The sequence below is a fragment of the Sutcliffiella halmapala genome (assembly GCF_050107295.1).
Taxonomy (GTDB): Bacteria; Bacillota; Bacilli; order Bacillales; family Bacillaceae_I; genus Sutcliffiella_A; species Sutcliffiella_A halmapala_A.
The window spans coordinates 1-255 of record NZ_JBNIKR010000050.1 but is presented as its reverse complement, the minus strand read 5'-3'; the positions used below and the strand labels follow the sequence as shown (position 1 = coordinate 255).

Sequence of the window (255 nt, the reverse complement as noted above, 5' to 3'; positions counted from 1 at the left end):
GGTTGATATTCCTGTACCACCTCCACTCCGTTTGAGCAATGGGGGGACGCAGAAGGATAGGGTAAGCGCACTGTTGGATATGTGCGTCTAAGCAGCAAGGCTGAGAAGTAGGCAAATCCGCTTCTCACATAAGGCTGAGCTGTGACAGCGAGGGAAATATAGTACCGAAGTTCCTGATTTCACACTGCCAAGAAAAGCCTCTAGCGAGGAGTATGGTGCCCGTACCGCAAACCGACACAGGTAGGCGAGGAGAGA

1 rRNA gene is annotated in these 255 nt (G+C 52.2%); it reads left to right on the top strand.

Annotated features, from left to right (window positions below):
• Nucleotides 1-255, top strand: a 23S ribosomal RNA gene (locus ACQCT5_RS23020); the annotation flags it as partial.